General features: G+C 70.6%; 18 protein-coding genes. 10 read left to right on the top strand and 8 right to left on the bottom strand.

Annotated features, from left to right (window positions below):
- Positions 1–21: 21 nt before the first annotated feature.
- The 4 genes from ABD335_RS13250 to ABD335_RS13265 all read right to left on the bottom strand — a co-directional run bounded on the left by ABD335_RS13250 (position 22) and on the right by ABD335_RS13265 (position 5152).
- A complete protein-coding gene (locus ABD335_RS13250; RefSeq protein WP_344322479.1) occupies positions 22–1404 on the bottom strand; it encodes an SGNH/GDSL hydrolase family protein in 1383 nt (460 codons plus the stop codon).
- Positions 1405–1617: 213 nt separating this feature from the next.
- The gene (locus ABD335_RS13255) at positions 1618–2982 is read right to left on the bottom strand and encodes an amino acid permease (RefSeq protein ID WP_344323022.1); all 1365 of its coding nucleotides are present in this window, start codon (positions 2980–2982) and stop codon (positions 1618–1620) included.
- A 617-nt stretch (positions 2983–3599) separates the two neighbouring features.
- Complete coding sequence (locus tag ABD335_RS13260; RefSeq protein WP_344322480.1) at positions 3600–4316, bottom strand: type 1 glutamine amidotransferase; 717 nt, start codon at positions 4314–4316, stop codon at positions 3600–3602.
- Between the two features lie 17 nt (positions 4317–4333).
- Complete coding sequence (locus ABD335_RS13265; RefSeq protein ID WP_344322481.1) at positions 4334–5152, bottom strand: serine hydrolase domain-containing protein; 819 nt, start codon at positions 5150–5152, stop codon at positions 4334–4336.
- Positions 5153–5252: 100 nt separating this feature from the next.
- Here ABD335_RS13265 and ABD335_RS13270 point away from each other — a divergent pair, with 100 nt between their 5' ends.
- Both ABD335_RS13270 and ABD335_RS13275 read left to right on the top strand, forming a co-directional pair.
- A complete protein-coding gene (locus ABD335_RS13270; protein WP_344322482.1) occupies positions 5253–5720 on the top strand; it encodes a MerR family transcriptional regulator in 468 nt (155 codons plus the stop codon).
- A gap of 7 nt (positions 5721–5727) precedes the next feature.
- The gene (locus ABD335_RS13275) at positions 5728–6753 is read left to right on the top strand and encodes an aldo/keto reductase (protein WP_344322483.1); all 1026 of its coding nucleotides are present in this window, start codon (positions 5728–5730) and stop codon (positions 6751–6753) included.
- A gap of 69 nt (positions 6754–6822) precedes the next feature.
- Here the strand turns inward: ABD335_RS13275 and ABD335_RS13280 are convergent, their stop codons facing one another.
- The 3 genes from ABD335_RS13280 to ABD335_RS13290 form a co-directional block, all read right to left on the bottom strand.
- On the bottom strand, positions 6823–7716 hold the full coding sequence (locus tag ABD335_RS13280; protein WP_344322484.1) for a DUF4429 domain-containing protein: 894 nt from the start codon (positions 7714–7716) through the stop codon (positions 6823–6825).
- Between the two features lie 56 nt (positions 7717–7772).
- Positions 7773–8891 (bottom strand): alpha/beta hydrolase, encoded by a 1119-nt coding sequence (locus ABD335_RS13285; protein WP_425583640.1) that lies wholly within the window; start codon positions 8889–8891, stop codon positions 7773–7775.
- A gap of 263 nt (positions 8892–9154) precedes the next feature.
- Positions 9155–9841, bottom strand: a complete 687-nt coding sequence (locus ABD335_RS13290; RefSeq protein ID WP_344322485.1) for a TetR/AcrR family transcriptional regulator — start codon at positions 9839–9841, stop codon at positions 9155–9157.
- Between the two features lie 92 nt (positions 9842–9933).
- On the opposite strand from ABD335_RS13290, the gene ABD335_RS13295 reads away from it, so the two are divergent.
- The 3 genes from ABD335_RS13295 (at position 9934) to ABD335_RS13305 (ending at position 12476) form a co-directional block, all read left to right on the top strand.
- Complete coding sequence (locus ABD335_RS13295) at positions 9934–11535, top strand: MFS transporter (protein WP_344322486.1); 1602 nt, start codon at positions 9934–9936, stop codon at positions 11533–11535.
- 139 nt (positions 11536–11674) lie between these two features.
- Positions 11675–12076: a peptidase inhibitor family I36 protein gene (locus ABD335_RS13300; protein WP_344322487.1), complete on the top strand. Its 402-nt coding sequence runs from the start codon at positions 11675–11677 to the stop codon at positions 12074–12076.
- 124 nt (positions 12077–12200) lie between these two features.
- On the top strand, positions 12201–12476 hold the full coding sequence (locus ABD335_RS13305) for a small hydrophobic protein (RefSeq protein WP_344322488.1): 276 nt from the start codon (positions 12201–12203) through the stop codon (positions 12474–12476).
- A 95-nt stretch (positions 12477–12571) separates the two neighbouring features.
- Here the strand turns inward: ABD335_RS13305 and aceE are convergent, their stop codons facing one another.
- Positions 12572–15304, bottom strand: a complete 2733-nt coding sequence (gene aceE / locus ABD335_RS13310) for a pyruvate dehydrogenase (acetyl-transferring), homodimeric type (RefSeq protein WP_344322489.1) — start codon at positions 15302–15304, stop codon at positions 12572–12574.
- 415 nt (positions 15305–15719) lie between these two features.
- Between aceE and ABD335_RS13315 the strand changes: the two genes are divergently transcribed.
- From ABD335_RS13315 to ABD335_RS13335, 5 genes are all read left to right on the top strand, one after another.
- Complete coding sequence (locus tag ABD335_RS13315) at positions 15720–16160, top strand: DUF3052 domain-containing protein (RefSeq protein WP_031507288.1); 441 nt, start codon at positions 15720–15722, stop codon at positions 16158–16160.
- A gap of 100 nt (positions 16161–16260) precedes the next feature.
- On the top strand, positions 16261–16719 hold the full coding sequence (locus tag ABD335_RS13320) for a peroxiredoxin (RefSeq protein ID WP_344322490.1): 459 nt from the start codon (positions 16261–16263) through the stop codon (positions 16717–16719).
- 103 nt (positions 16720–16822) lie between these two features.
- The gene (locus ABD335_RS13325; RefSeq protein ID WP_344322491.1) at positions 16823–17398 is read left to right on the top strand and encodes a TerD family protein; all 576 of its coding nucleotides are present in this window, start codon (positions 16823–16825) and stop codon (positions 17396–17398) included.
- Positions 17399–17555: 157 nt separating this feature from the next.
- On the top strand, positions 17556–18131 hold the full coding sequence (locus ABD335_RS13330; protein ID WP_344322492.1) for a TerD family protein: 576 nt from the start codon (positions 17556–17558) through the stop codon (positions 18129–18131).
- A 73-nt stretch (positions 18132–18204) separates the two neighbouring features.
- Positions 18205–19353 (top strand): DUF475 domain-containing protein, encoded by a 1149-nt coding sequence (locus ABD335_RS13335; protein WP_344322493.1) that lies wholly within the window; start codon positions 18205–18207, stop codon positions 19351–19353.
- Positions 19354–19389: the final 36 nt, after the last annotated feature.

A 19389-nucleotide genomic window follows, 5' to 3' on the forward strand; every position in this document is an offset into this window, starting at 1 on the left:
CGCCAAGGGCCCGCGGCCCGCTCAGCGGAACAGGTGGTAGGGGATCGCGTCGGCCAGCATCCCGTACCCCTCCGGGTTCAGGTGCAGCCAGTCGCCGTCGTGGACCGTCGGCAGGAGCCGGTCGGGGTTCTCCGGGTCGCGCACCGCGCGGTCGAAGTCGATCACGGCGTCGAACCGGCCGCTGGTGCGGATCCACTCGTTGACCGTCCGCCGCGTCCTCTCGCGGAGCCCCGCCGGGTCGTCGTACATCCCGTTCCCGCCGAAGGGCAGCAGCGTCGCGCCGTGGACCTCGATGCCCTGGGCGTGGGCGCGGGTGACGATCTGGTCGTAGGCCGCGACGAGGTCGTCCGCGACCCGCTTCTGCGCGGCCTCGGTCGCCTCGGCGGTGCCGATGTCGTTGACGCCCTCGAAGACGATCAGCCACTCCACGCCGCTCTGCGCCAGCACGTCGCGGTCCAGCCGGGCCAGGACGTTGGGGCCCAGGCCGTCGTCGAGCACCCGGTTGCCGCCGGCCGCCTGGTTCAGCACGGCGATGCCGGACGTGCTCCGGCGGGACTGGAGCCGGTCGAACCACTGGTCCGGCCAGCGGTCGTTGCCGTTGGTGGTGGAGCCCCGTCCGTCGGTCAGCGAGTCGCCCAGGACCGCGACCGCCTCGGTGGACCTCCCGGACAGCACCTCGACGCCGCTGAGGAAGTACCAGTGGTCGGTGGGGGTCGCCCCCGGCAGCTCCTCGGCGTCGACGTGGTTGCCGCGCAGCAGGTGTGAGGTGGTGCGGGAGCCGGGGTGGGAGGTGATGTCGTTCGACGCCTGCCCCTCGGCCAGGTAGGTCGTCACGGTGAGGTTCGTCCCCGGAGCCACCGCCAGGCGCAGCGGGTCGGAGACCACCTGCGCCCCGACCGGGACCACCGTCGAGGACCTGCCGCCGAACGTCACCGGCCGGGACGTGCCCGGACGTATCGCGCTGGTCCCCGCCTTCCCGCCGGCCGGGAGCGCGACGGAGACGGCCGTGATGGGCAGGGCGGTGCCGCCGAAGGCGTTGGAGAACCGCAGCCGCAGCCTGTCCCCGCCGACGGTGACGCGGACGGTCTGCCGCAGGGTGGTGTCGTCGAGGACCAGGCCGTCCCGGGTGAACGGGGCGGGCGGCATGTTGTGGGGCTCCGTCAACTGCGGCATCGACGTCCAGGTGTTCACCCAGTGCCGGGCGTGCTTCTCCGTCGACGCGGGGGAGGCCGGGGAGCCGGCGGGAGCGGTTCCGGTGCGGTCCTCCGCGGTGGTGGGCAGGGCGCCGGTCACGGTGGACGCCGCGAACACGGTCGTCGCGAGGGCCGCCGCGGCGACCAGGCCGGACAGGCGGGACAGGCCGGGCAGGCGAGACGGGCGGAACGGAAGCGGTCTTCTTCTCATGGGCTGCGCGTCCTCCGGTGGGGGCGGTGGTCGTCACGTGCGCGCGTGACGCTAACCGCCGGGCACGGCGGAGGGGAGAGCGCGGTCCGCCTACTGCGGCGTACGGCAGCAGTACGCGGTGTACGGCGGCGCAACGGCGCGGGGTGGCCGGCCGGCAGGCCCGTGCGGGCCTGCCGGTCGACCACCCCGGAAGCGGTGGTGCGGGTCCGTCCGTTACTCGCCCGCGTACTCCAGGCGCTTCTCCTGCTCCCCGCCCGGGAGGTCGTCCGGCCGGGCCGTGCCCCTGCTCTTGCGGACCAGCCAGCCGATGCCGAGGAAGACGGCCCAGACCGCGCCGACGTACAGCGAGATGCGGGCGTCGGAGTCCACGGCGACCAGACAGGTCACGAAGATCAGGAACAGCAGGGCGATCCAGCTGCACACGCTGCCGCCGGGGGCCGGGAAGGACGAGGCCGGGAGACGGCCCGCGTCGACGGCGCGGCGGTAGCGGATGTGGCTGACCAGGATCATCATCCAGGTCCAGATGCCCGCCGCGGTGGCCACCGAGGTGACGTAGGCGAACGCCTTCTCCGGGACGAAGTAGTTCAGGACCACGCCGATGCCCATCAGGGCGACGGAGAGGGTGATGCCCGCGGCCGGGGTGCTGCGGGAGTTCAGCTTGCCCAGGAACTTCGGGGCCTCGGTGTTCGTGGCGAGGTCGCGCAGCATCCGGCCGGTGGAGTACATGCCGGAGTTGCAGGACGACAGGGCCGCGGTGAGGACCACGAAGTTGACGATGGCGGCGCCGAGCGGAATGCCGATCTTCTCGAAGGCGTGGACGAAGGGGCTCACGTTGGGGCCGAACTCGGTCCACTCCACCACGGCGAGGATGACCAGCAGGGCGCCGACGTAGAAGATCGCGATGCGCCAGGGCAGGGTGTTGATCGCCTTGGGCAGGGTCTTCTCCGGGTCCTCGGACTCGCCGGCGGTGACACCGACCAGCTCGACGGCGAGGTAGGCGAACATGACGCCCTGGAGCGTCATCAGGCTGGAGCCGATGCCGTTGGGGAAGATGCCGTCGTGGGCCCAGAGGTTGCTCGCGGAGGCGGTGTCGCCGGCGTCGGAGAAGCCGAGGGTCAGCACGCCGAGGCCGATCACGATCATGCCGATGATCGCGGTGACCTTGATCATCGAGAACCAGAACTCGACCTCGCCGAAGATCTTCACCGAGATCAGGTTGACGCCGAAGAGGATCACCAGGAAGGTCAGCGCGCTGACCCACTGGGGGATCTCCGGGAACCAGAAGTGCATGTAGATGGCGGCGGCCGTGAGCTCCGCCATGCCGGTGACGACCCACATCATCCAGTAGGTCCAGCCGGTCGCGAACCCGAAGAAGGGGCCGAGGAACTCGCGGGCGTACTCCGCGAAGCTGCCGGAGACGGGCCGGTAGAGGAGCAGCTCGCCGAGCGCTCGCATGATGAAGAAGATGATCACGCCCGCCAGGGCGTACATGAGGATGATGCTGGGGCCGGCCTTGGCGATGTTCGCTCCGGCTCCCATGAACAGGCCCACGCCGATGGCACCGCCGATGGCGATCATCTGGACCTGACGGCTGCCGAGGCCTCTCTGGTAACCCTCCTCGGAGGTCTGACCGCTTGAGTGGGCTGTGGTGCCCGGTGTGGCGGTACGGCCCGTGACCTTCTCAGGGGTCATGGTGTGTGCGCCTTTCTCCATGTCCGACCCGGACTGTCCGGGATCGGGTTTTCCGGTCCCCCCCGGATGGAGTCCCGCGTACCGGCGGTCGGCCGGCCTGGCGCTGTCGCCTGCGACATGGGGTGGGTCACACGCGGCAGTCGTGAACGTCTACCACGAGGCGGGGGAGTGAAAGAAGAGGCCACATGTGGTGGAAGTCACAGATATAGGCGGATCGAATTATTAAAAGGGTGCAAATGGGTCACGCGTATGGACTTATCTTTGACTGGAATTGAACGTTCCTTGACCAAAAACTTTCGGGTGTCGTCTTGAGGGGGGACGGACGGGCCGGGCCGGCGGAGTGCCCGTTCCGGAAGACTCCGGCCGCCGCCGAGGTCCGGCGGCGGCCACCGGCCGAGCGTGGCCCTCGTCCCCGCGGCGGCCGTTGCGGTGCGGTCACGGACGCGGTGCGGTCACGAGCGCGGTGCGGTCACGAGCGCGGCGCGGTCACGAGCGCGGCGCGGTCACGAGCGCGGTGCGGTCACGAGCGCGGCGAACCGCAGGGCGACCGTGCGCCAGACCTCGGCGGCGGCCGGCTCGTCGGCCTCCGCCCGGCGGACGGTCTCCGCCGGGTCGAGGCCGTGCCGCAGCAGGCGCTCCGGCTGCCACGCCCGCACCTGCGCGGAGGTGGCCTCGGGGTGGAACTGCGTGCCCCACGCCCGGTCGCCGACGGCGAACGCCTGGTACGGGCACCGCTCGCTCCGCGCCAACCACCGCGCCCCGGACGGCAGCCGGGTGATGGCGTCGACGTGGTTCTCGATCGCCGTGGGGTGCGGCGGCAGACCGTGGAAGAGCGGATCGTCCTCCGCCGCCGGCAGCAGCGTCAGCGGCGTGCTGCCGATCTCCGGCGCACCGTGGTCCGCCGCGACCGTGCCGCCCGCGACCTGCGCCAGCAACTGGCCGCCCAGGCAGATCCCGAACACCGGGACGCCGCCGTCCAGCGCCTCGGCGACCAGGGCGCGGGTGGGGGCGAGCCAGGGGGCGCGCTCGTCGTCGTCCGGCATGTAGCCGCCGCCGAGGACGAGCACGGCCTGGTGGGAGAGGCGGTCGGGCAGCGGGTCGCCGTCGTGCGCGCGGACGACGTCCAGGGCGAGACCGCCCTCGGACAGCCAGGCGCCGAACCGTCCCGGACCGCCGTTCGCGGTGTGCTGTACGACCAGTGCGCGCGGCTGCCCGCTCATCCCCGGCCCTCCCCGCGTCACAGTCCGCGCAGTTCCGCCAGCACCGCGTCGGTGAAGGGCGGCCACGCCTCGATCGCCCAGGGGCCGAAGGCGCGGTCCGTCAGGGCCACGCAGGCGGCGCTCGCGTCCGGATCGACCCACAGGAACGTGCCGGACTGGCCGAAGTGGCCGAAGGTGCGCGGCGAGGAGGAGGCGCCCGTCCAGTGCGGGGACTTGCCGTCGCGGATCTCGAAGCCGAGCCCCCAGTCGTTGGGCTTCTGGTTGCCGTAGCCGGGCAGGACGCCGGACAGGCCGGGGAAGGCCACCGAGCCGGCCTCGGCGACCGTGCGCGGGTCCAGCAGGCGCGGGGCCTGGAGTTCGGCGGCGAAGCGGATCAGGTCGGCCAGGGTGGAGACGGCGTCCTTGGCGGGGGAGCCGGGCAGGTCGGTGGCGGTCATGCCCAGCGGGACGAGCACGGCCTCGCGCAGGTACTCGGGGAAGGGGATGTCGGTGGCCTTGGCGATGTGGTCGCCCAAGACCTCGAAGCCGGTGTTGGAGTAGATCCGGCGGCTGCCCGGCGCGGCCATCACACGGTGCTCGTCGAAGGCCAGGCCGGAGGTGTGGGCGAGCAGGTGCCGCACGGTCGAGCCCTCGGGGCCGGCCGGCTCGTCCAACTCGATCGCGCCCTCCTCGACGGCCACCAGCGCCGCGTACGCCGCCAGCGGCTTGGTGACGGAGGCGAGCGGGAAGCGGTGGTCGACGGGGCCGTGCGTCCCGGCCACCGTGCCGTCGGCGCGGACGGCGGCGGCCGCCGCCGTGGGGACCGGCCAGTTCTCGATCGTGCGCAGGCTCTCCATGGCCCCGAGCCTAACGTGGGGCCGAACGGCGGAACGTGGCGGGATTTCGCCGTCGTTTTCCGCTTGCTTGGAGTGCGCTCCAACTCCTTAGCGTTCCCTTATGACCGTGACGCAGACGAGCGGTACCGGGGCCGAGCCCCTGACGGACCTGTGCGCGTCGGCGGAGGTGTCGCACCCCAGACCGGACGGCCGGGACCGCTACACGATCAGCGAGGTCGCCGCGTTCACCGGCCTGAGCGCCCACACGCTGCGCTGGTACGAGCGGATCGGCCTGATGCCGCACGTCGATCGCTCCCACACCGGGCAGCGCCGCTTCACCAACCGCGACCTGGACTGGCTGGCCTTCGTCGGCAAGCTCCGCCTGACCGGCATGCCGGTCGCGGACATGGTGCGGTACGCCGAGCTGGTGCGGGAGGGCGACCACACCTTCGCCGAACGGCAGGAACTGCTGCGCGCCACGCGCGAGGACGTACGGCGCAGGATCGCCGAGTTGCAGAGCACCCTGGCGATCCTCGATTTCAAGATCGACTTCTATGCGGACGCCCGGCGGGCGTCGGAGAGGTTCTGAACCCCACATGAGCACGGAGAACAGCGACCGGATCGGCACGGCACGGCTCGGCGCGGACGGCCCCGAGGTCGGCGTCCAGGGCCTGGGCTGCATGGGCATGAGCTTCGCCTACGGCCCGACGGACGCCGACGAGGCCCGCGCCACGCTGGAGCGCGCCCTGGAACTGGGCGTCACCCTCTACGACACCGCCGACCTGTACGGCTTCGGGGAGAACGAGAGGTTCATCGCGCCCTTCGTGAAGGCGCACCGGGACGAGGTGGTGGTGGCCACCAAGTTCGGCATCGTCATGGACCCCGACGACCCGACGAAGCGGGGCGTCCGCAACGACGCCCCCTACATCCGGCAGTGCGTCGAGGGGAGCCTGAGGCGGCTCGGCATCGAGACCATCGACCTGTACTACATGCACCGCCGCGACGTGAGCGTGCCGATCGAGGAGGCCGTCGGCACCATGGCCGAGCTGGTGGCGGAGGGCAAGGTCCGGCAGCTCGGGCTGAGCGAGGTCACCGGCGACGAGCTGCGCGCCGCGCACGCGGTGCACCCGATCGCCGCGCTCCAGTCCGAGTGGTCGGTCTTCAGCCGGGACGTGGAGCGCACCGCCGTGCCCGCGGCGAAGGAGCTGGGCGTCACCTTCGTGCCGTACTCGCCGCTCGGACGCGGCTTCCTCACCGGCGCCTTCACCAGCGCCGACAAGGAGCTGAGCGAGGACGACTTCCGGCGGACGATACCGCGCTTCACCGGGGAGAACGCGGCGGCCAACGCCGCCCTGCTGGAGCCGCTGCGCGCCATCGCCGAGGCGCGCGGGGCCACGCCCGGCCAGATCGCCCTGGCCTGGGTGCAGCAGCGCGCGGCCGTGCACGGGCTGCCGGTGGTGCCGATCCCCGGCACGCGCAGGCGCACTCGGGTGGAGGAGAACACCGCCGCCACCCGGATCGAGCTGACGGCCGAGGAGCTGGACCGGCTGGAGCCGATCGCCTCGAAGGTGGCGGGCGACCGCTACGCGGACATGGAGTCCACGTCCGCGGGCCGGGAGTAGCGGCGGGGGCGCCGGAGGCGCGAGGACGTCGGGACGCGGGGGCGTACGACAGGCGGGCGCGCCCCCGCGTCACAGCTCGGCGAGGAGTTCGGCCTTCTTCGTGCTGAACTCGTCGTCGGTGAGCAGCCCGGCCTCGTGCAGCTCGCCCAGGTGCCGGATGCGGTCGGCGATGTCGGCGGGCGCGGGACGGACCCGGGCGGCCGGCGGCTCCGCGCGGGGGACGGCGACGGCCGTCTCCGGGGCCAGGTCCGGCTCGGCGGCCCGTATCGCCTCCAGCACCGAGGCGGCCAGCGGCAGCGACTCGTGCACCAGGCCGTAGCCCAGTCCGAAGACGACGGCCGTCGGGTCCTGGTCGGGCTCCTCGGAGGGCCGGTCGTGCGCGCCGCGGCGGATCAGCCGCAGATGGCCGCCCATGACATCGGGAGAGCGCCACACGACGCCCTCCAGCTCGTCGACGGCGAACGCCTGGTCGCCCGCCTTCCACTTGGCCGAGGACGCCCCGGTCCAGAACCAGCGGAAGGAGACCTTCCGCCCGTCGAAGGAGACCTTGCCGTCGTACGCCTTGAACTGCAACGGCGGGGCCGGGGCGGCGACCAGATGGCGGTCGGCGGGCTCGTCGGCCCACGGACCGAGGACGGAGTGGACCTCGCTGACGTAGGAGGCGGCCAGGGGCTCGCGTTCCACGGGGAGCACCAGGCGGTAGGGATCGCTGCTCTCCCTCAGTTGCCCGGCGGCGACCTCCATGAGCGGATCGGCCCCCGGCCGGGGTTCGGCGCGCAGCACGACCGTGCCCCGTCTGGTGCCGGGGACCAGTGCGATCGACCTCAGCGCCTCGTAGGGAACGCGTCGCTCGCCGAGCACGTGGAACAGCTTCGGCGTGCGGATCCCCCGTTCGAAGCGGATGAGCACGGAGTCGGTGTCGAACTCCCAAGAGGAGTTAATTCCGGCCAGTACGTCACCCATGCGGGCCATCGTATGCGTCGGTGGCCGAGTCGTCCTCCCCCGTCGCACTACGCGCGTCACAGCTCGTGCACCCGGTGGTAGGCCCCCGTACCGACGGCGGCCATGTTGGCCAGGCTTCCGGTGTCCGGCTCGAAGTAGCCGGCGTGACCGGTGGCGCCCGCGGTGGCCAGGCGGCGGGCGCCGAAGCCGGGGGAGACCGGATCGGCGCCGTGGCCGAGGCCGCCGAACTCCAGGTAGGGCACGTCCGCGATCCAGTCGCCGTCGCAGCGCATCGCCCATATCCGGGCCCGCGCGTCCAGGTCGGCCGCCCGGTCGGTGCGCATCCCGGGGCTGCCCGCCACCGTGATGTCGGTGACCCGGTCCGGCAGCCGCTCGTCCCGTCCGCCCCGGGCGGCGACCCCGCACACCACCGAGCCGTAGCTGTGGCAGAACAGCGCCACGGTGGAGCGGCCGGGCAGGCCGCGCAGGAAGGAGATCAGCCGGTGGGCGCCGTCCTCGGCCAGTTCCCCGGACGCGGCGTCCACGCCGACGCCGCGCGGCGCGGTGTAGTCGGCCCAGGCGACGGTGGCGGTGCGCACGTGCGGCGCGGTGGCGCGCTCGCTTCGGTGCAGCGCCAGCGCCATGCCGACCGGGGCGGTGTACCTGCGCCGGGTCCGCTCGAAGGTGAGCACGTCGGTGTCCACGCCGGGCACCACGATCGACACCCGCTGGGCGCGTTCCAGGTCGCCGAAGACCTCCACGGCCCGGCCGCGGCCGGTCGGGTCGAAGGCGAGGATCCTGCGCCCCGCGCGCATCAGCGAGGTGAAGCGGTGCATCCGGCGGCCCGCCTCGTGGCGGCCCTCGTCCGTCAGCCGCTCGTCGGTCATCCGTCTCCGCTCGACGGCGCGGGCCTTGGCGAGCGCGATGCGGTTGGCGCGGTAGCGCAGCTCGACGGGGGCGCCGTCGAGGTTGCCCACCACCAGGGGGTGGTGGGCGGCCAGTCGGCCCCGCTGGAGGGCGGTCAGGCTCTGGAAGAAGCGGGCGATGATCCGGGGCGGGGAGTCCGGCGCGGGCAGGGCACGGCCGCCGATGCGGCCCTTCTTCCAGGCCAGCAGGGCGGCGGTGCGCGGTCCGGGGTCGGCGTGCCGGTCCCGGACGGCCGTCCAGCCCGAGGTGATCAGCAGCACCAGGACCACGGCGAGGACGAGCAGGATCCGGCGCGGGGTGGGAGGAACCGAGCCGCCGGCGACACGGGCGGTGCGGGTGGTGTGGGAGGCGATCGGGACGGTGGTGTTCTTCGCGTCGGTCGAATACAAGGAGGCGTCGGGGAGGAAGAGGGAAGTCACTGGTCTGTCACCCTAGGAGACGCTCGGGGAGACGTGTCCGATGCGTGACCCACCTCACGTTTCGACGGCGGGAACCCACTCCAACGGGTGAACGGCAGTGACGCTCCGGTGTTTCACCCCCGGCGTTCCGGAAGGGGCCCGTCGCTCTCCGGGGCGGCGTGCCAGTCCTCGGCGAGGGCGGGGCCGAGCCGGTCGAGGTGGTTCTCGTAGAACCGCTGGGCGCTCTCGATGCTGGTCTCCCCACAGGCGGCCCAGCGGCGCCCCGCGAGTCGCAGCACGCCCGAGAACGCGGCGGCCAGCACGCGCGGCCGCGGGTCGCTCTCCGGATCGACCCCGGCGCGGCGGGCGATCTCGACGGCGAGCCGGTCCTCCTGCTGCGCGGAGCGCCTCAGGTGCACGGCGACCAGGGTCGGGCTCGTCTCGATGACCCGGCACATCCGCATGAACAGTTCGAGCGGCACGACCTCCTCGATGACCTCGCCGATGCCGCTCCAGGCGGTGCCGAGCGCGTTGCGCAGGACCTGTAGGGGCGCCTCGTGCTCGGGTCGCTCGCCGACGGCGACGAAGAACCGCTCCTCGACGGCCCGCTGGAGGGCGAAGGCGACCTCCTCCTTGTTGGCGAAGTAACGGAAGAAGGTCCGCTGGGAGACCTCGACGGCGTCGGCGATCTCGTCGACCGTGGTGCGCTCGTAGCCCTGGGCGACGAACAGCTCGTGGGCCGTGCGGATCAACGCGTCCCGGGTGCGCTGCTTCTTGCGTTCGCGCAGACCGGTCACCCCGGTCACCTCCTGCCGGTTCATGGGTGCCGGTCACCCTACCCACGAGCCATGTGACAGTTCCTGTCAACTAAATTGACCTGCAAATTGTCAGAGCCTGTCATTAGGCTCGCGCCATGACTACCGACACCGCCTCCGCCCCCTTCGACGCACCGGGGACGGACACGGAGCCGCCCCGCACCGGATTACGCGGCCACCCCTGGCTGACACTCATCGCCGTCGCGCTCGGCGTGATGATGGTGACCCTGGACGGCACCATCGTCGCCGTCGCCAACCCCGCCATCCTGGACGACCTCGACGCCTCGTTCGCGGACGGCCAGTGGATCACCAACGGATATCTGCTCGCCCTCGCCGTCTCGCTGATCACCGCGGGCAGACTCGGCGACCGCTTCGGCCACCGACGGACCTTCCTCGTCGGCATCGTCGGCTTCGCCGCCACCTCCGGGGTCATCGGCCTCTCCGAGGGGGTGTCCATGGTCATCGCCTTCCGCGTGCTCCAGGGACTCTTCGGCGCCCTGCTGATGCCCGCCGCCCTCGGCCTGCTGCGCGCCACCTTCCCGGCCGAGAAGCTCAACATGGCGATCGGTGTCTGGGGCGCGGTCATCGGCGCCTCCACCGCCGCCGGTCCGATCGCCGGCGGGCTGCTCGTGGAGCACGTCAACTGGGAGTCGGTCTTCTTCGTCAACGTGCCCGTGGGCCTGCTGGCCGTGGCGCTGTGCCTGGTGATCCTGGTGGACCACCGGGTGGAGAACGCCCCCCGGTCCTTCGACCTCCCCGGCGTCGTCCTGCTCTCCGGCGCGATGTTCTGCCTGGTGTGGGCCATCATCAAGGCGCCCGAGTGGGGCTGGGGCGACACGACGACGCTGCTGTTCCTGGCGATCGCGGCGATCGCCTTCGCGGCCTTCGTGGTCCGGGAGGGCCGGACCGGCGAGCCCCTGCTGCCGCTGGGCATGTTCCGCTCCGTCCCGCTGTCGGCGGGGACCGTGCTCATGGTGCTGATGGCCTTCGGCTTCATGGGCGGCATCTTCTTCGTCACCTTCTACCTCCAGAATGTCCACGGGATGAGCCCGGTGGACAGCGGACTGCACCTGCTGCCGCTGACCGCCGTGATGATCGTCGCCTCGCCGCTGGCCGGAGCCCTGATCACCAAGGTCGGCCCGCGGCTGCCGCTGGTCGGCTCCATGGTGGTGACCGGAGTCGCCATGTTCGGCCTGTCCACCCTGGAGCGGGACACGGGCACCGTCGAGATGTCCCTGTGGTTCGCGCTCCTCGGTCTCGGTCTCGCCCCGGTGATGGTGGGTGCCACCGAGGTCGTCGTGGGCAACGCCCCGCTGGAGCACGCCGGTGTCGCCGGCGGCCTCCAGCAGGCCGCCATGCAGGTCGGCGGCAGCCTCGGCACGGCCGTGCTGGGGGCCGTGATGGTCTCTCGGGTGCACGAGACCCTTCCCGGGAAGTGGAGCGAGGCCCGGCTGCCCCCGCTCCCGCCCGAGCAGGAGGAGGGACTCCTGGAGGCGGCCGAGCTGGGCATCGCCCCGCCCGCCCCCCGAGGCACCCCCGAGCAGGTGGCCGACACGATGACGACGGTGGTGCACGAGTCCTTCCTCTCCGGCATGGGCCTGGCCTTCGTCCTGGCGGGCGTCGTGGCCGTCCTGGCCGCCGGCGTCGCGCTGTTCACCAAGGGCGGTCAGCATGGCACGGGGCCGTCGGTGCACATCTGAGGCGGCACCGGGCTGTGGACAACCCGACGGCTGTGGACAACTCCGTTACCCGTCCCGGTGAAACGGCCGGTCTGCTCTTGGCAGGCCGGCCGGCCCGCGTCGAAGCTGATCACACGACCGACACGGGGGAGTGATCCACATGTCTCGCACACGAACGGCTCGCACCGCACGCACCGCACTGCCGACCGCTTTGGTGGCGACCGCCGTCCTGCTCGCGGTCCCGGCGCCACAGACCGCCACCGCTTCCGAACGGCCACCGCGGCTGGGGCCGTGTGCGGCGGGACAGCTCTGCCTGTGGGAGCGGGAGGACTTCCAGGGCCCGAGCCGGACCCGTGAACTGGCGGACACCGACATCGAGAGCTGCGTGCCCCTGTCGCGGGGAACGACCGCGGCCTCGCTGGCCAACCGCACCGGCCGGCCCGTGACGACCTATCAGAGCGCGGAGTGCGCCGAGACCGGCGAGTTCGACACCTATCCGTCGGGCTCCTGGGCGCCGCGGTCGCCCTACCGGGTACGGGCCGTCAAGATCTGGGAGAGCTGAGGTGCGCGCCCCCGCCCCTCCCCGCGCCCGGATATCCGTACGGCATCGTGCGGACCACCGGGGGTATCCGGATCGACAGCCCGGTCCGACGACCCTGGGAGGGATGATGACGGGCTCACGGTACATGGGAAGCACGCGGCGCGGCGGTGCCGACCTCACCGGTGACGAGCGCTCGACGTTCGGTGTCATCGGCGTGGTCTGCGCGGTCGCCGGGTTCTTCGTGATGGGTTTCGTCCTCGGCCCCATCGCGATGGTCTGCGGTTGGCTCGCCATGGGACGCCGATGGACGGGGGCCCGGTCGAAAGCGGCCCTGGTGGCCGTCGTCCTCGGGGCGATCGACACCGTCCTCGCCCTGATATGGCTCGCCTCCGCCTCCGGCTCGTGGGGGCTGTGGATGTGACGGCCGCGGGTGTGGCGGTGTGACGCGCACATGCCTCGGCCCCGGCCGGAAGGCCGGGGCCGAGGCACACACCGGGAGCTCCCGGTCGGGTCGGATCAGGCGTCGCCGCCCTCCGGACCCGGGCCGGCGGCGGCCACGTCGAGCAGCTGGTAGCGGTCGATGGCCTGCTTGAGCACCGAGCGGTCCACCTTGCCGTCCCTGGCCAGCTCGGTGAGCACACCCAGGACGATCGACTCGGCGTCGATGTGGAAGAAGCGCCGGGCCGCGCCGCGGGTGTCGGCGAAGCCGAAGCCGTCCGTGCCCAGCGACTGGTACCGGTTGGGCACCCAGCGGGCGATCTGGTCCGGCACCGAGCGCATCCAGTCCGAGACGGCCAGGACCGGCCCCTCGGTGTCCTGGAGCTTGCGGGTCACGTACGGGACGCGCTGCTCCTCCTCCGGGTGCAGCAGGTTGTGCTCCTCGACCGCGACGGCCTCGCGGCGCAGCTCGTTCCAGGAGGTCGCCGACCAGACGTCCGCCCGGACGTCCCACTCCTCCGCGAGGATCCGCTGGGCGTCCAGGGCCCAGGGCACCGCCACGCCGGAGGCGAGGATCTGCGCGGGGATCGTGCCGCCCTCGGCCTCCTTGTAGCGGTACAGGCCCTTGAGGATGCCCTCGCGGTCGACGTTCTCGGGCTCGACCGGCTGCTGGATCGGCTCGTTGTAGACCGTCATGTAGTAGAAGACGTCCTCGGCGTTCTCGCCGTACATCCGCCGCAGACCGTCCTGCACGATGTGGGCGATCTCGAAGCCGAAGGCCGGGTCGTAGGCGACGCACGCCGGGTTGGTCGAGGCCAGGAGCTGGGAGTGGCCGTCCGCGTGCTGCAGACCCTCGCCCGTCAGCGTGGTGCGGCCGGCGGTGGCGCCGAGCACGAAACCGCGCGCGAGCTGGTCGGCCATCTGCCAGAACTGGTCGCCGGTCCGCTGGAAGCCGAACATCGAGTAGAACACGTAGACCGGGATCAGCGGCTCGCCGTGGGTGGCGTAGGCCGAGCCCGCCGCGATCAGCGAGGCCGTGCACCCGGCCTCGGAGATGCCGTCGTGCAGCATCTGGCCGTTCGGGGACTCCTTGTACGCCAGCAGCAGCTCGCGGTCCACCGACTCGTAGGTCTGGCCCAGCGGGTTGTAGATCTTGGCCGTCGGGAAGAACGAGTCCATGCCGAAGGTGCGGTACTCGTCGGGGGCGATCAGCACGAACCGCTTGCCGATCTCCTTGTCCCGCATCAGGTCCTTCAGCAGCCGTACGAAGGCCATCGTGGTGGCGACCTTCTGCTGGCCGGAGCCCTTCTTCACCGTGGCGTAGGTCTTGTCGCCCGGCAGCACCAGCGGCTTGGAGCGGTCCACGCGCGTGGGCACGTAGCCGCCCAGCTCCCGCCGCCGGTCGTGCATGTACTGGATCTCCTCGGAGTCCCGCCCCGGGTGGTAGTACGGGGGCAGCCCGGACTCCAGGTCCTTGTCGGGGATCGGCAGGTGCAGCCGGTCCCGGAAGCGCTTGAGGTCCTCGACCGTCAGCTTCTTCATCTGGTGGGTGGCGTTGCGGCCCTCGAAGTTCGGGCCGAGCGTCCAGCCCTTGACCGTCTGCGCCAGGATCACCGTCGGCTGGCCCTTGTGCTCGCGGGCCGCCTTGTAGGCCGCGTACACCTTGCGGTGGTCGTGACCGCCGCGACCCAGGTGCAGGATCTGCTCGTCGGTCATGTTCTCGACCATCCTGCGCAGCCGGTGGTCGCCGCCGAAGAAGTGCTCGCGGATGTACGCGCCGGTCTCGGTGGCGTACGTCTGGAACTGACCGTCGGGGGTGGTGTTCAGCTTGTTGACCAGCACGCCGTCGCGGTCCTGCGCCAGCAGCGGGTCCCAGGAGCGGTCCCAGATGACCTTGATCACGTTCCAGCCGGCACCGCGGAAGTACGACTCCAGCTCCTGGATGATCTTGCCGTTGCCGCGCACCGGGCCGTCGAGCCGCTGGAGGTTGCAGTTGACGACGAAGGTCAGGTTGTCCAGGCCCTCGCGGGCGGCCAGGGAGAGCTGTCCCAGCGACTCCGGCTCGTCCATCTCGCCGTCGCCGAGGAAGGCCCAGACGTGACAGTTGGAGGTGTCGGCGATCCCGCGCGCGTGCATGTAGCGGTTCATCCGCGCCTGGTAGATGGCGCTGATCGGACCGAGCCCCATGGAGACCGTCGGGAACTCCCAGAAGTCCGGCATCGACCGCGGGTGCGGGTAGCTGGACAGGCCGTTGGGGGCCTTCGACTTCTCCTGGCGGAAGCCGTCCAGCTGCTCCTCGGTGAGCCGGTCCAGCAGGAAGGCGCGAGCGTAGATGCCCGGGGAGGCGTGACCCTGGAAGAAGACCTGGTCACCGCCGTCGCCGTGGTCCTTGCCCCGGAAGAAGTGGTTGAAGCCCACGTCGTACAGCGAGGCCGAGGAGGCGAAGGTGGCGATGTGTCCGCCGACCCCGATGCCCGGCCGCTGCGCGCGGGAGACCATCACGGCCGCGTTCCAGCGGGTCGCGTTCAGGATCTTGCGTTCGATCTCCTCGTTGCCGGGGAAGAACGGCTCGTCCTTGGTCGCGATCGTGTTGACATAGTCCGTGCTGCGCATCTCCGGAACGGCCACGCGCTTCTCGCGGGCGCGCTCGATGAGGCGGAGCATCAGGTAGCGGGCACGTTCCCGGCCCCGCTCGTCGACGGCCGCGTCGAGCGAGTCGAGCCATTCCCGGGTCTCCTCGGGATCGAAGTCCGGGACCTGGCTGGGAAGGCCACCAATGATGATCGGGTTGCGATCGGATCCGGAAGCCACGCTGTTCCTTCTGTTCGTTATTGCTCTGCAGGGTGTCGCGCCGTCTCCCATCGTGTACCGCTGGGGCGGATACGTCATCTCTACCGAGTGGTAACCCCACTCCGTGAGACATCCGGGTGCCCGGCCCGGTGCGGCCGGGGCGTGAGTCGGCCGAACGGCAACCCTACGCCTTGGCGCCCGCGAGCCGCGCACGGCCGTTCGAGCCTCTCCGGTTCCCCCACTCAATGGGGCAAAATAGGCATACGGCCGTGTCGTGCGCCACGCTGGTTCAGGTGGTGTGCGGCGACAAGTCAACGTTTGGGCGGGATCGGCGGCCGGGTACTTGCGCGATCGGTCCGGCACGTGTGGACTACGCCCAATGCACCGCGCACCTGCGCGGGCACCCGTACTTTCGAAAGATGACAGGAGGCAATCCGTGAGCGCGACCGCGGACCACGCGGAGGAGCGGACCAACCCCGCCGCAAGGCTGGGTTTCCAGCCCGGGCAGGTGGTCCAGGAGCTCGGTTACGACGACGACGCCGAGCAGGCACTCCGTGAGGGAATCGAGGCCATCACGGGCCAGGAGCTCGTCGGTGAAGACTACGACGACATGGCCGACGCCGTGGTCCTGTGGTTCCGCGAGGACGACGGCGATCTGACGGACGCGCTGGTGGACGCCATCACGTTGATCGAGGACGGTGCCCCGGTCTGGCTGATGACTCCGAAGACCGGTCGGCCCGGGTACGTCGAACCCAGCGAGATCGGAGAGGCGGCCCAGACCGCGGGTCTGGCCCAGACCAGCACCGTCAACGCGGGCAAGGACTGGACGGGCAGCCGTCTGGTCACCCCCAAGACCGCTCGCACCGGAAAGCGCTGACAGCGCGGACCGCGAACCGTCCGAGCCCCCGTCCGGCATCCGCCGAACGGGGGCTCGTGCGTAGGGTGGGGACGTCACCTACCGAAGGGAAAGGCGTTCCATGGCGATCGAGGTGGGCACCAAGGCTCCGGAGTTCGAGCTGAGGAACCAGCACGGCGAGACCGTGCGGCTCGCGGACTTCAAGGGACGGAAGAACGTCGTCCTGCTCTTCTACCCCTTCGCCTTCACCGGGGTGTGCACCGGTGAGCTGTGCGCCCTGCGCGACGAACTGCCCCGCTTCGTCAACGACGACGTCCAGCTCCTGGCCGTCTCGTGCGACTCCCCGTTCTCGCTGCGCGTCTTCGCGGAACAGGAGGGGCTCGACTACCCGCTGCTCTCCGACTTCTGGCCGCACGGAAACGTCGCGCGCGAATACGGCGTCTTCGACGAGGAAAAGGGCTGCGCGGTGCGCGGCACCTTCATCATCGACAAGGACGGGGTGGTGCGCTGGACGGTGGTCAACGCGATCCCCGAGGCGCGCGACCTGAGCGAGTACGCGAAGGCCCTCGAAAGTCTCTGAGTCCCTGCAGGCGCGGGGAACCGATCACTAGGATCGACTCGTTATCCAACGGCATCCGTGTACGGGGGCACGCAGTGCTCCTTTCGAACATCCAGGAGGACTCGTGGGAGTCAGCCTCAGCAAGGGCGGCAACGTCTCGCTGACCAAGGAAGCCCCCAACCTGACCGCCGTGATGGTCGGGCTGGGCTGGGACGCCCGCACCACCACGGGCGCGGACTTCGACCTGGACGCCAGCGCGCTGCTGACGAACGCCGAGGGGAAGGTCGCCAACGACCTGAACTTCGTCTTCTTCAACAACCTCAAGAGCCCCGACGGCTCGGTCGAGCACACCGGCGACAACCTCACCGGCGAGGGCGACGGCGACGACGAGGTCATCAAGGTGAACCTCGCCGCGGTGCCGGCGGACGTCGCGAAGATCGTCTTCCCGGTGTCGATCTACGAGGCCGAGGCCCGCCAGCAGAGCTTCGGCCAGGTGCGCAACGCCTACATCCGCGTGGTGAACCAGGCCGACGGCAAGGAGTTGGCCCGTTACGACCTGAGCGAGGACGCCTCCACCGAGACCGCCATGGTCTTCGGCGAGCTGTACCGCCACGGCGCGGAGTGGAAGTTCCGGGCCATCGGTCAGGGCTACGCCTCGGGACTGCGCGGCATCGCCCAGGACTTCGGCGTGAACGTCTGACACCCGTCGGTCGCCGCGTACGGCCGATGGACGTCATCTGATCTCGGCAGTGTCCGGCGCCGCAGACTTCCGTGTTCCGGAGGTGTGCGGCGCCGGGCGGTTTGACAACACTGGGCGCATCACCTGGGCGCATCACATCGGGAGAGGAAGCAGCATCATGGGCGTCACGCTCGCCAAGGGGGGCAATGTCTCCCTCTCGAAGGCCGCACCGAATCTGACCCGTGTCCAGGTCGGTCTGGGCTGGAAGGCCCGCTCGACCACGGGCGCGGACTTCGACCTGGACGCCAGTGCGCTGCTGTGCGAAGGCGGCCGGGTCCTCGGCGACCAGTACTTCGTCTTCTACAACAACCTCAAGAGCCCCGAGGGCTCGGTCGAGCACACCGGCGACGAACTGGTCGGCGGCACGGGCGGCGACGACGAGACGATCCTGGTGGACCTCACCCTGGTGCCCCGGCAGGTGGACAAGGTGGTCTTCGCGGTGTCGATCCACGACGCCGACGCCCGCCGCCAGACGTTCGGGCAGGTCACCGACGCCTACATCAGGGTGGTCAACCAGGACGACGGCAACGAGTTGGCGCGCTACGACCTCACCGAGGACGCCTCCTCCGAGACCGCGATGATCTTCGGCGAGCTCTACCGATACGGCGGCGAATGGAAGTTCCGGGCCGTTGGCCAGGGGTACGCGTCGGGGCTGAGGGGCATCGCCCTAGACTTCGGAGTAAACGTTTCGTAAAGCGGACCGCGAACAGCGGCCCCACCGCACACGGGGCGGGGGGATTCCCACGATAGAGAAGATTGGGTAGCCAGTGGTTCTGAGAACTTTCGGCTGGTCCTTCGGCGTCACCGCCGCCGGACTCGTCACCGCCTTTTTGTTCGGAGGGTGGGAAGCATTCGCCCTTGTGGGAATCCTCTCCATCCTGGAGATCTCACTGTCGTTCGACAACGCGGTCGTCAACGCCGGTGTGCTGAAGAAGATGAGCGCCTTCTGGCAGAAGATCTTCCTCACCATCGGCATCCTGATCGCCGTCTTCGGCATGCGTCTGGTCTTCCCCATCGTGATCGTCTCCGTCTCGGCCCAGCTCGGGCCGATCGAGGCGGTCGATCTGGCGCTCAACGACCAAGAGCGGTACGAGCAGTTGGTCACCGACGCCCACCCGGCGATCGCGGCCTTCGGCGGCATGTTCCTGTTGATGATCTTCCTCAACTTCATCTTCGACAGGGACCGTGACGTCCACTGGCTGAAGGCGATCGAGCGCCCGCTGGCCCGTTTCGGCCAGGTCGAGGGCCTGTCCGTGATCATCGCTCTGATCGTCCTGCTCTTCGCGGGCACCACGCTGGCGAGCCATGCCGTGCTCTACGACGGCCACGCCGACAAGTCCGCGACGGTGTTCCTCTCCGGTGTCGCCGGTCTGCTGACGTACCTCATCGTCAACGGACTCTCCAGCCACTTCGAGAACAAGATCGAAGAGGAGGAGGAGAGGGAGCACGAGGCCGAGGAGGCCGCCCGGCGCGCGGGCAAGCAGCCCTCGTTGGTCCTGCTCACGGGCAAGGCCGCGTTCTTCATGTTCCTCTACCTGGAGGTCCTGGACGCGTCCTTCTCCTTCGACGGCGTCATCGGCGCCTTCGCCATCACCAACGACCCGGTCCTCATCGCGCTCGGCCTGGGCATCGGCGCGATGTACGTCCGGTCCCTCACCGTCTACCTGGTCCGCCAGGGGACGCTGGACGAGTACCGCTACCTGGAGCACGGCGCCCACTACGCCATCGGCGCCCTGGGCGTCCTGCTGCTGATCACCATCAGGTGGCACGTCAACGAGGTCGTCACCGGCCTCATCGGTGTCGCCCTCATCGGTGCCGCCTTCTGGACCTCGGTGCGGCACAACCGCCGCGACGCCGCGAGCGGCGGCGAGGGCGGCTCCCCGGCCGAGAAGTCGGAAGTGCCCTCCGGCGTGTGACGGCGGCCCGATTGCGGAACGCTCTGTGCGGGGCGG

Source organism: Streptomyces macrosporus, from assembly GCF_039533145.1.
In the GTDB taxonomy this organism is placed as follows: domain Bacteria; phylum Actinomycetota; class Actinomycetes; order Streptomycetales; family Streptomycetaceae; genus Streptomyces; species Streptomyces macrosporus.

Coding starts and splice junctions, on each gene's coding strand:
- ABD335_RS13290 (WP_344322485.1), bottom strand. CDS start 9,841: ATGAACCGGCAGGAGGTGACCGGGGTGACCGGTCTGCGCGAACGCAAG.
- ABD335_RS13320 (WP_344322490.1), top strand. CDS start 16,261: ATGGCGATCGAGGTGGGCACCAAGGCTCCGGAGTTCGAGCTGAGGAAC.
- ABD335_RS13260 (WP_344322480.1), bottom strand. CDS start 4,316: ATGAGCGGGCAGCCGCGCGCACTGGTCGTACAGCACACCGCGAACGGC.
- ABD335_RS13295 (WP_344322486.1), top strand. CDS start 9,934: ATGACTACCGACACCGCCTCCGCCCCCTTCGACGCACCGGGGACGGAC.
- ABD335_RS13330 (WP_344322492.1), top strand. CDS start 17,556: ATGGGCGTCACGCTCGCCAAGGGGGGCAATGTCTCCCTCTCGAAGGCC.
- ABD335_RS13250 (WP_344322479.1), bottom strand. CDS start 1,404: ATGAGAAGAAGACCGCTTCCGTTCCGCCCGTCTCGCCTGCCCGGCCTG.
- ABD335_RS13255 (WP_344323022.1), bottom strand. CDS start 2,982: ATGATCGCCATCGGCGGTGCCATCGGCGTGGGCCTGTTCATGGGAGCC.
- ABD335_RS13280 (WP_344322484.1), bottom strand. CDS start 7,716: ATGGGTGACGTACTGGCCGGAATTAACTCCTCTTGGGAGTTCGACACC.
- ABD335_RS13305 (WP_344322488.1), top strand. CDS start 12,201: ATGGGAAGCACGCGGCGCGGCGGTGCCGACCTCACCGGTGACGAGCGC.
- ABD335_RS13275 (WP_344322483.1), top strand. CDS start 5,728: ATGAGCACGGAGAACAGCGACCGGATCGGCACGGCACGGCTCGGCGCG.
- ABD335_RS13265 (WP_344322481.1), bottom strand. CDS start 5,152: ATGGAGAGCCTGCGCACGATCGAGAACTGGCCGGTCCCCACGGCGGCG.
- ABD335_RS13300 (WP_344322487.1), top strand. CDS start 11,675: ATGTCTCGCACACGAACGGCTCGCACCGCACGCACCGCACTGCCGACC.
- ABD335_RS13270 (WP_344322482.1), top strand. CDS start 5,253: ATGACCGTGACGCAGACGAGCGGTACCGGGGCCGAGCCCCTGACGGAC.